Source organism: Streptomyces sp. NPDC096323, assembly GCF_040302845.1.
Classification (GTDB): Bacteria; Actinomycetota; Actinomycetes; order Streptomycetales; family Streptomycetaceae; genus Streptomyces.
The window spans coordinates 202,808-213,105 of sequence record NZ_JBEOSI010000010.1; the positions used below are offsets into that span (position 1 = coordinate 202,808).

10 protein-coding genes are annotated in these 10,298 nt (G+C 72.3%); 8 read left to right on the forward strand and 2 right to left on the reverse strand.

The annotated features are described in order from the left end of the window. Nucleotides 1–78 precede the first annotated feature (78 nt). Nucleotides 79–969, reverse strand: a complete 891-nt coding sequence (locus ABTX18_RS27165; RefSeq protein WP_352125381.1) for a LysR family transcriptional regulator — start codon at nt 967–969, stop codon at nt 79–81. A 169-nt stretch (nt 970–1,138) separates the two neighbouring features. Here ABTX18_RS27165 and ABTX18_RS27170 point away from each other — a divergent pair, with 169 nt between their 5' ends. The 4 genes from ABTX18_RS27170 to ABTX18_RS27185 are packed head-to-tail and all read left to right on the forward strand — an operon-like array spanning nt 1,139 to nt 4,906. After that, nucleotides 1,139–2,056, forward strand: a complete 918-nt coding sequence (locus ABTX18_RS27170; protein WP_352125563.1) for a CoA transferase subunit A — start codon at nt 1,139–1,141, stop codon at nt 2,054–2,056. A 47-nt stretch (nt 2,057–2,103) separates the two neighbouring features. Continuing rightward, the gene (locus ABTX18_RS27175) at nt 2,104–2,862 is read left to right on the forward strand and encodes a CoA-transferase subunit beta (protein WP_352125382.1); all 759 of its coding nucleotides are present in this window, start codon (nt 2,104–2,106) and stop codon (nt 2,860–2,862) included. A 59-nt stretch (nt 2,863–2,921) separates the two neighbouring features. Next, nucleotides 2,922–4,496: a 3-hydroxyacyl-CoA dehydrogenase gene (locus tag ABTX18_RS27180; RefSeq protein WP_352125564.1), complete on the forward strand. Its 1,575-nt coding sequence runs from the start codon at nt 2,922–2,924 to the stop codon at nt 4,494–4,496. A gap of 29 nt (nt 4,497–4,525) precedes the next feature. Beyond that, a complete protein-coding gene (locus tag ABTX18_RS27185) occupies nt 4,526–4,906 on the forward strand; it encodes a CU044_2847 family protein (protein ID WP_352125383.1) in 381 nt (126 codons plus the stop codon). A gap of 15 nt (nt 4,907–4,921) precedes the next feature. Here the strand turns inward: ABTX18_RS27185 and ABTX18_RS27190 are convergent, their stop codons facing one another. Further along, the gene (locus tag ABTX18_RS27190) at nt 4,922–6,034 is read right to left on the reverse strand and encodes a YihY/virulence factor BrkB family protein (RefSeq protein WP_352125565.1); all 1,113 of its coding nucleotides are present in this window, start codon (nt 6,032–6,034) and stop codon (nt 4,922–4,924) included. Nucleotides 6,035–6,108: 74 nt separating this feature from the next. On the opposite strand from ABTX18_RS27190, the gene ABTX18_RS27195 reads away from it, so the two are divergent. The 4 genes from ABTX18_RS27195 (at nt 6,109) to ABTX18_RS27210 (ending at nt 10,225) form a co-directional block, all read left to right on the forward strand. Further along, nucleotides 6,109–7,746, forward strand: coding sequence for an acyl-CoA dehydrogenase family protein (locus ABTX18_RS27195; protein ID WP_352125384.1), 1,638 nt, complete (start codon nt 6,109–6,111; stop codon nt 7,744–7,746). Between the two features lie 301 nt (nt 7,747–8,047). Further along, nucleotides 8,048–9,304, forward strand: a complete 1,257-nt coding sequence (locus tag ABTX18_RS27200; protein WP_352125566.1) for a helix-turn-helix domain-containing protein — start codon at nt 8,048–8,050, stop codon at nt 9,302–9,304. Between the two features lie 83 nt (nt 9,305–9,387). Next, nucleotides 9,388–9,984, forward strand: a complete 597-nt coding sequence (locus ABTX18_RS27205) for a GNAT family N-acetyltransferase (RefSeq protein WP_352125385.1) — start codon at nt 9,388–9,390, stop codon at nt 9,982–9,984. A 157-nt stretch (nt 9,985–10,141) separates the two neighbouring features. Then, nucleotides 10,142–10,225, forward strand: coding sequence for a putative leader peptide (locus tag ABTX18_RS27210; RefSeq protein ID WP_309486338.1), 84 nt, complete (start codon nt 10,142–10,144; stop codon nt 10,223–10,225). Nucleotides 10,226–10,298 lie beyond the last annotated feature (73 nt).

Sequence of the window (10,298 nt, forward strand, 5' to 3'; positions counted from 1 at the left end):
CTTCCCACTCGACGACTGAGTCGGTCCAATATCGAGTTCCCTCTGATTCAAGACGCGGCGCGTCTCAATGAGCGGGCGCTACGGCGTGGGCAGCGCGTCCTCCGCGACGGCGAGTACCGCGCGCAGGGCGGCCGAGGGGTTGTCGGACCGCCAGGCCAGCGCCGCCTGCCGCCTGATCGGCGGCCCGGCGAGGGGCCGGTAGACGAGGCCGCTCTGCTGGATGTGCTGGACGGAGGTGACGGTCAGGGTCACCCCCACGCCCGCGGCGACCAGCGCGAGGATCGTGTACGAGTCGGGGGCCTCCTGCACCACCCGCGGGTTGAACCCCGCCGCCTCGCACGCCCCGACCATCGCATCACGCACGGTGGAGCCGGTGTTCGCGGGGAACGAGACGAACGGCTCTCCGGCCAGCACCTCCAGCGGAACGCTGTCCCGGGCGGCGAGCGGATGGTCGGAGGGCAGGGCGCACACCAGCTCCTCCTCGTCGATGACCCGGAAACTCACGCCCGGCTGCGTCACCGGCAGGCGTACGAATCCCAGGTCGAGCGAGCCGTCGGCGACCCGGGCGAGTGCGACGTTGGCGTACGTCTGGCCGGTCATGACGAGTTCGATGGCGGGGTGGGCGGCGCGCACCGCCCGGGTCAGCCGGGGCAGCGTCTCGTGGCTGGAGGCGCCCGCGAAGCCGATGCGGACCCGCCCGTACTCGCCGCGGCCGGCCGCCCTCGCGGCCCGTACCGCGGTGTCGAGGTCGTCGAGCACGGTCCGCACCGGCTGGAGGAAGGACTCCCCCGCGCTGGTCAGCCGTACCGAGCGGGTGTTGCGTTCGAAGAGCTGGACGCCCAGCTCCTTCTCCAGCTGCCGGATCTGCTGGCTCAGCGGCGGCTGGGCCATCTGAAGTCGCCTCGCGGCCCGGCCGAAGTGCAGCTCCTCGGCCACGGCGATGAACGCCGACAGATGACGCAGCTCCATGCCCGCCTCTTCCTCAGCACCCATTGATTAATCAGTCGTCTTGATCCGAGCTTAATTCGGTATTGGACAGCGAACAATGGCCGCTGGCACCGTGGGGCGACGCGCGCGCCCGCACCCGCAGAGGAGCACCGTGGCCCCGACGGACCGACCGGACCGAGCCGACAAGAGGATGTCGATGAAGGCGGCGATCGCCGCCTTCGTCCACGACGGCACCACTGTCTGCCTCGAAGGCTTCACCCATCTCGTCCCGACCGCGGCGGGGCACGAGATCATCCGCCAGGGCCGCCGCGACCTCACCGTCGTACGGATGACCGCGGACATCGTCGTGGACCAGATGCTCGCCGCGGGCTGTGTGACCCGGCTGGTCTCCTCGTTCGTGGGCAACTCGTCGGCCGGCTCGCTCGGTGAGCTCCGCCGGCGGGTGGAGAGCGCGGATCCGGCGCCCCTCGCCTTCGAGGAGTACAGCCACTACGGGATGGTCTGCCGCTATCTCGCGGGGTCGCAGCGGCTGCCGTTCTACCCGCTGCGTTCCTACGGCGGCAGCGATCTGCCGTCCGTCAACAGCGCGCTGCGCAAGGTCACTTCGCCCTACCCGGGTCCGGACGGCGCGCCCGAGCAGATCTATGTCGTACCGCCTGTCAACCCGGATGTGACGATCATCCACGCGCAGCGCGCCGACCGCCGGGGCAACACCCAGATATGGGGGCTGACCGGCGTCCAGGCCGAGGCGGTGTACGCGGCGGACAAGGCGATCGTCGTCGTCGAGGAGATCGTCGGCGACGAGGTGATCCGCGCGGACCCCAACCGCACACTGGTCCCCGCAAGCGCGGTCGACGCGGTGGTCCACTGTCCGCGCGGGGCGCACCCCTCGTTCGCGCAGGGCTACTACGACCGGGACAACGCCTTCTACCGGGCCTGGTCGCACATCAGCAAGGACCCGCGGCGGCTCCAGGACTGGCTGGACGAGTGGGTGCGCGGCACGGCCGACCATGCGGAGTACGTCGACAGGCTCGGCGAGGAGTTCTGGGCGGGGCTCGCGGTCGGCGAGGCGCTGAGCGAGCCGGTCAACTATGGGCGGCGGCTGTGAGCGCCTTGGGAGGGACCGCCGCGTGGGGACAACAGAAGGAACGGACCATGACCGCCACCGCGTCCGAGCTGCTCTCCGTCGTCGCCTCCCGCGAACTGGCCGCGCGCCGCACGGTGTTCGCCGGGATCGGGCTGCCGACCCTCGCCACCGAGCTGGCCCGTCTGACGGTCGCCCCGGACATCGAGGTGGTGTACGAGTCCGGGGTCTGCGGCGCCCACCCCTCGCACCTGCCGGAGACCATCGCCGACGCGGTCCTGATCACGGGCGCGGAGGCGGTGATCTCGATGCCCATGCTCTTCGGCTGTGTGCTCCAGGGCGGCCATATCGACGTCGGCTTCCTCGGTGCCGCGCAGATCGACCGCCGGGGCAACCTCAACACCTCGGTGATCGGTGACTGGGACAGCCCGACGGTCCGGCTGCCCGGTTCGGGCGGCGGCGTCGAGGTAATGGCCAACGCCCGCGAGGTCTTCGTGGTGATGCGCCGCCACCATCCGCGCTCCTTCCCGGCCGAGCTGGACTTCTGCACCACGCCGGGGCCCGACCGCGCGCTCGCCGAGGGCATCCGCCCGCTGGGCGCCGGCGTGACCCGGGTCATCACCGAGCTGGGCATCATGGCCCGCGAGGGCGTGGGCGGGGAGCTGCGACTGGTCGCCGTCCAGCCCGGGGTCACCGTGGAGCAGGTCAGGGCGGCCACCGGCTGGGACCTGCGGGTCGCCGACACGGTCGACGAGGTGCCGCCCCCGACCGCGGCGGAGTTGCGGCTGCTGCGCGAGGATGTCGACCCGGGCCGCGTGTACCTGCGCTGATCCGCGCCCGCCCGTCCGCCAACCCACCCACCCACCCCATCGAGAGGACCATGACCACCATGCGTATCAGGATCGTCGGCGCCGGAGCCATGGGCCGCGGCATCGCCCAGTGGGCGGCCACGGCCGGACACACCGTCGAGCTGTGCGATGTGCGGACGGAGGCGGTGACGGAGGCCGCCGGCTTCGTACGGTCCATGCTGGAGCGGGCCGTGCAGAAGGGCCGGATGTCCGCCGAGGACGCGGACGCCGCCGTGGACCGGCTGGTTCCGCTGGACGATCCGTGGGCCGACGGCCCCGACGTCGAGCTGGTCGTGGAAGCCGTACGGGAGGATCTGGCCACCAAGGCGGAGGTCTTCGGCAGGCTGGAGCAGGCGCTGCCCGCCTCGGCCGTCTTCGCCACCAACACCTCCTCGCTGTCGGTGACCCGGATCGCCGCCGGGCTGAAGGACCCGACGCGCCTGGCCGGGCTGCACTTCTTCAATCCCGTCCCGCTGATGCGGATCGTCGAGGTCGTGCCCGGCGCCGCCACGCGCCCGGAGATCCCGCCGCTGCTGACCGCGCTCGTGGAGAGCTGCGGACACCGGGCGGTGACCGTCGCCGACACCCCCGGCTTCCTCGTCAACCACGCCGGGCGCGGCCTGGTGACGGAGGCGCTGGCGCTGCTGGAGGAGACGGTCGGCGACCCGGCGGACATCGACCGCATCGCACGTGACGTGCTGGGCCTGCGTATGGGTCCCTTCGAGCTGATGGACCTCACCGGACTCGATGTGACCGCCGCCGTCATCGACTCCATCTGGGAGGGCTTCCGCTACGAGGACCGGCTCCGCCCCTCGTATCTGACCCCGAACCGTGTGACGGCCGGGCTCCACGGCCGCAAGACGGGGCGCGGCTGGTTCCCGTACGGCTCCGAGGCTGCCGCGCCCACGCCCGAGGCGCCGGTCACCGGCGATGCGAACCGGCCGGTGCACGTCGTCGCCGCGAGCCGGGCCGGGGAGGCGGACGCCGCCGCGCTCCGGGAGGCGCTGACGGCGGCGGGCGCCACGGTGGGGTCCGGCGCGCGGCCGTCGGCCGGGGCGCTGGTGCTCGTTCCGGTCTGGGGCAACACGGTCGCCTCGGCCGTGGCCGCGGACGGGCTGCCGGCGGGGCGCACCTTCGGGGTGGACCCGCTACCGCCGGCCGGGCGCCGCCGGGTGCTGGCCGTGACCCCGGCCGCGGAGCCGGCGGCGGCGCGGGACGCCCGCGCGGTGCTGGCGCGGGCAGCGGACGGCGGCGAGCCGTTCGCGGTGTCGGTGGTACGGGACACGGCCGGTTCGGTCGCACAGCGGCTGCTCGCGTCCATCGTGTCGGTCTCGGCGTCGATCGCGGAACGCGCGCTGGCGACGCCGGCCGACATCGATCTGGCGGTGACGACCGGTCTCGGCTACCCGGTGGGCCCGCTGGCCTGGGGCGACCGGATCGGCGCGGCCCGGATGCTGGAGCTGCACCGGGCACTGCACGCCACGACGGGCGACCCGCGCCACCGCCCGACGCGCTGGGTCACCGAACGCGCGGCCCTCGGCCTGGCGCTGACGGACCCGGGCACGTCACCGGCGGACTGCCTCCCGGCCGGACAGGGCACTAGTCTCGTCGACTGACAGCGGACAGGCGGAACGCGGGGGCGGTCATGGCGGCACTGATGCAGTTCACCACCGACAGCGGCGAGACGGTGACGGTCGAGGTCGACCGGCACGCTCCGGGCGCGCAGCTGGTCGCCCGCGACGGGCATGCGCTGGCCCGGGCGGAACGGACCTTCGACGAGGCGCTCCAGGGCATCCGGTCGGCGGCGCAGTCCGCGCTCGCGGTGTTCCGGGACGGGTCCCTGAAGCCGGACGGGGTGGAGCTCGAATTCGGGGTGAAGATCACCGCCGAGGCCGGGGCGGTGATCGCCAAGAGCGCGCTGGAGGGCCATCTGACCGTCAAGCTGTCGTGGTCGCCGGGCTCGTCCGCAGAGGCGCCGACGGCCCCGGGAGCCCCTCCCGCCGCTTCCGCCCCTCCCGCCGTCTGACGGGCCGGACCGGTCTCAGTCGCCCTGCGGGTGCGGCTTGTCCTGGTCCTTCTCCCGGCTCGGCTGCAGCCGGGACTTGACGTCGTCGGGCGGCAGGAACCGCGACCACCGTTCCGGGAACTCGGACGGCATGTACGGGCTGTCGCCGTCGTCCCCTTCGTCATCGTCGTCGTAGAGGCTGCCGTAGCGGGCCTCCGCCTGGGCGCGGGCCACGATCTCGGCCGCCTGCACCGCGCGCACCCGGTCGTTGGCGGCGCGGGCCGCAGCGGTCGCCACCGACGGCCACACCCGGTCGATGGCCGCGTTGACCGCGGCGCCCACCAGGACAGCGAACGCGGAGATGCCGATCCACAGCAATACGGCGATGGGGGCGGCCAGTGACCCGTAGATCGTGGGCCCCTCGACCGTACTGGTGAGGTAGATCCGCAGCAGGAAGCTGCCGAGCACCCACATCGCCAGCGCCATCAGGGCGCCCGGCATGTCCTCGATCCACGGCGAGCGGACGGGGACGGACACGTGGTAGAGCGTCGTCAGGAAGGCGATGGAGAGCAATATGACCAGCGGCCAGTACAGGACGCTTATGACCTCGGTGCCCCAGGGGATGAACTCCACGACCCGGTCGGGGCCGACCACCAGCAGCGGCAGCACGACCGCGCCCAGCAGCAGCGCCACCACGTACAGCAGGAAGGCGAGCATCCGGGTCTTGACGATGCCGCGCTGACCGTCGAGCCCGTACATCACGGTGATGGTGTCGATGAAGACGTTGACCGCGCGCGAGCCGGACCAGAGCGCGATCGCGAAGCCGATGGAGATCACGTCGGGCCGGGCCCCGGTGGTGACGTCCGCCAGGAGCGGTTTGGCGAAGTCCTTGACGCCGCGCTCGGAGAGCACCGTATGGGCGGCGCTGAGGATGTTGCGCTCGATGGAGGCGACCGTCGTGGTGCTGGTCCACTCGTCGACGTACCCGAGCAGGCCGATCAGTCCGAGGAGCAGCGGGGGCAGGGACAGCAGGGTGAAGAACGCCGCCTCGGCGGCGAGTCCCAGAATGCGGTACTCCATGCACGAATTGACGGTGTCCTTCAGCAACTGCCAGACCAGTTGGCGCTTGGACACGTTGCGATAGAGCACTCTGGCCCGGTGGAGCCGGCCCGGTGACCGCTCGGGTGTTTCATTTGCTGCCTGCACGTCCTTACCGTATCGGCATGGCAGCCAGCACCCACACCGTGTCCAACCAGGCCCCTCCGCTCCTCGGCTACGACGTCTTCGGCGCGGACCGGGCCCTCTCCGAAGCCGTGGAACGGCACCTTCCGGCGGACGTGCTCGACGATGCGCGGGCCGGTCTCACCGAGCTCGGCCGGTCCGCCGGTTCCGCCCAGGCCGCGGAGTGGGGAGCGCAGGCAGACGAGAACCCGCCGAAGCTGCGGACCCACGACCGCTACGGGCACCGCATCGACGAGGTGGAGTTCCATCCGGCCTGGCACCGGCTGCTCGGCCATGCCGTCACCGCGGGCCTCACCGACGCGTGGGACCGCCCCGGCGGGCATGTGCGCCGGGCCGCGGGCTTCCTGGTGTGGACCCAGGCCGAGGCGGGCCACGGCTGCCCGCTCTCGATGACGCACGCGGCGATCCCCGCGCTGCGGACCGAACCCGCGGTGGCGGCGGAATGGGAGCCGCTGCTGACCTCGCGGGTGTACGAGGAGGAGGTGCGGCCGGCCGGGCAGAAGGCCGGGGCACTCCTCGGGATGGGCATGACGGAGAAGCAGGGCGGCACGGACGTGCGGTCCAACACCACGCGGGCCGAGCCGCTGTCCGGTGAGGGCGAATACCTGCTCACCGGGCACAAGTGGTTCTGCTCGGCTCCGATGTCCGACGGGTTCCTGGTGCTGGCGCAGGCTCCCGGCGGGCTGACGTGCTTCCTGCTGCCCCGGGTGCTGCCGGACGGCACGCGGAACGTGTTCGCGATCCAGCGGCTCAAGGACAAGCTCGGCAACCGTTCCAACGCCTCGGCGGAGGTCGAGTTCGACGGGACGTGGGCGCGCCGGATCGGTGAGGAGGGGCGCGGGGTTCGCACCATCATCGACATGGTGGCGGCGACCCGGCTGGACTGTGTGACGGGCTCGGCGGCGCTGATGCGGCAGGCCGTGGCGCAGGCCGTGCACCACGCCACGTACCGCAGCGCGTTCGGCGGGGTGCTGGTCGACAAGCCGCTGATGCGCAACGTGCTGGCCGATCTGGCGCTGGAGTCGGAGGCCGCGACGGTCCTGGCGATGCGGCTCGCGGCCGCGTACGACGCCGGGACGGAGAGCGAGTCGGCGTTCCTGCGCATCGCGGTGCCCACGGCGAAGTACTGGGTGACGAAGCGGTGCACGCCGCTGGTGGCCGAGGCGCTGGAATGCCTGGGCGGCAACGGGTACGTGGAGGAGTCGGGGATGCCCCGGCTGTTGCGCGAGGCTCCGCTGAACTCGATCTGGGAGGGCTCGGGGAACGTACAGGCGCTGGATGTGCTGCGCGCCCTGCGGCGCGAGCCGCTGGCGCTGAACGCGTTCCTCCAGGAGGTGGGACGGGCGCGGGGCGCCGACCACCGGCTCGACAGGGCGATCAAGGGCCTGCTGACCGAGCTCGCCGATCTTGAGGGGATCGAGGCGCGCGCCCGCCGGCTCGTGGAGCGGATGGCCCTGGTGCTTCAGGGTTCGCTGCTGGTGCGCTGGGCTCCGCCGGAGGTGGCCGACGCGTTCTGCGCGTCACGCCTGGGCGGGGAGTGGGGTGCGGCGTTCGGGACGCTGCCGCACACGCTGGACCTGGCGTCGGTCGTGGAACGGGCCCGGCCCGTGGAGCGCTGACCGGGGGGCCAGCAACAGGGGGTGGTGCTGCGCCGACACGGCACCACCCCCCATGCTGTACACACCGGACTTCGGAGCCGGAACCCCGCTGCTCGGTGTTCCGCCACTCTTGTACGGCCGGGGGGCCGTCGCCAGAGTTGCAGAGGGTTGCAACCATTGGGTGGAGTTGCGACACCGGGACCTCGCGACGCGGCAGGATGGCCACGTAGCCCTTGGCACGGTCCTGGTACGCACTGACTGTGGCACTGGCACCGAGAGGTCCTGGGGGGAGTCCGACGTGGAGGCAAGGCCTGCTGAGGTGATGCGGCCGGCCGGGCAGGAGTCCGACCGGTCCACGCGCCTGCTCCACCGTGCCCGGGAGGCGCGGATGACCGGTCAGCCGATGCCGGTCCGGCCGCGGGCGGAGATCGGCGCCTCCTGGGACCGGGTGCTGCGCAGCGGTATCGACCCGGAACAGACCACCCAGAGCGTCCTGCTGGAGCAGGAGGAGATCGAGCACCGGCGCCGGAGCTCGGTGCTGGGCGAGGTGATGCCGCTGCTCAGCGACGGTCTGGTGAGCATCGCGGACGCCTCGCAGCAGATCATGGTGGTCACCGATCTGGAGGGCCGGGTGCTGTGGCGCCAGGGCAACACCGGGATCCTGCGCCGGGCCGACGAGATCTGTCTGGCCGAGGGCGCGGCCTGGTCGGAGGAGATCACCGGCACGAACGCGATCGGTACGGCGCTCGCCTCGCGCGCGCCGGTGCAGGTCCACTCCGCGGAGCACTTCGTCCGCAGTCTGCACGGGTGGACGTGCGCGGCGGCGCCGGTGCGCGATCCGCGGGACGGCCGGCTGATGGGGATCGTCGACATCAGCGGGCCGGCGAACACCTTCCATCCCACGACGCTCGCCCTGGTCGGTTCGGTGGCCCGGCTGGCGGAGAGCGAGATCAGGGTCCGGCACCTGCGGTCGGTCGACCGGCTGCGTTCGGTGGCGGCGCCGATGCTGAGCCGGCTGGGGGGCCGGGCGCTGGCGGTGGACGCCAACGGCTGGCTGGCCGCGGTCACCGGGATGCCGCCGGTGGAGCGGCTGCCGCTGCCGAAGTCCGTGCAGCCGGGGCGGGTGTGGCTGCCCTCGCTCGGGATGTGCCGGGTGGAGCCGCTGCCTGGCGGCTGGCTGGTGCAGGTGGCGGACGGTGCGATGGACAGCCCGCCGCGCCGGGTGGTGCTCGATCTGAGCCTGCCGGGCGGCCTCCTGGTGAACGTGGTGAGCCCGGTGGGCACATGGACGCAGCGGCTCTCCCCGCGCCACGCCGAGCTGCTGTACGCGCTGGCCCTGCACCCGGAGGGGCGTACGGCCTCCGAGCTGGCGGAGGACATCTTCGGCGATGCGACCAGGACAGTGACGGTCCGGGCCGAGATCTCGCGGCTTCGGCGCCATCTCGCGGAGGTGCTGGCGCACCGCCCGTACCGCTTCCGTGAGGGGGTCGAGGTGGAGGTGATCGGCCCGGAGCACCCGGGCGATCTGCTGCCGCGGTCGAAGGCGCCGGTGGTGGTGGCGGCCCGCGGCGCCTCCTGAGCGCGCTGTTCCCGCAGGTCCCGGTCGTCCGCTCCGCGGGACCGGCTTGGGGCGGGGCGGTGGGGCGTGGTTCCCTGGCAGTCATGAGCAACCCCGCGCGTCCAGCCGATTCCGCCCTCGCCGAGGTGACCGTCTGGTCCCTCGAGCAGACCTCCCCCGACGACCTGCAGCCCGCGGCGGCGCCGGGGCCCGAGGTCCGGATCGTCCGGTCCGAGGTGCCGCTGCCCGAGTTCAGCCGGTTCCTCTACACGGCGGTCGGCGGCGACATCCAGTGGACGGACCGACTGCCGATGACGTACGCGCAGTGGCAGGAGGTGCTGGACCGGCCGGGCGCGGAGACCTGGGTCGCGTACGCCAACGGGACGCCGGCCGGTTACGTGGAGCTCGATCCGCAGGACGACGGCGTGGTCGAGATCATGTACTTCGGTCTCCTCCCGGCCTTCCGGGGACGCCGGATCGGGGGCCATCTGCTCTCGTACGGGGTCGCCCGTGCGTGGGACCTGGCGGAGCGGTGGCCCGAGCGGCCCGCGACGAAGCGGGTGTGGGTGCACACCTGCTCCAAGGACGGTCCGCACGCCATGGCCAACTATCTGCGCCGGGGCTTCCGGCTGTTCGACACCCGCACCGAGCTGGAGCCCGATGTCGCCACCCCGGGGCCTTGGCCGGAGTCCGGCCGGTAGAGCCGTGCAAGAAATGCACATGGATGTCCGGCTTTCCGGTCGGCCGGCGCCTGTCCCGCATGTGACGGGCGCCACATCATCTCACCTGTCGGGACAGCCCCGTCCACATCATGGATAGTGGTGGACTGCCCCGAGACCCGCGTGACAGGCTTCCGTCATGTCTGGAACTGGAATTGCCTTGGTGAGTCGACGCCACGTCGACCTCGGCCGCATGTCCAGCGCCATCTGTCCGGCGAGCTGAGAGTCCCAGCACCGCCGCGCTCCCCCTTTCTCTGCAAACCCTGCGCACCGCCGCGCCTCAACGCGAGTGTGCA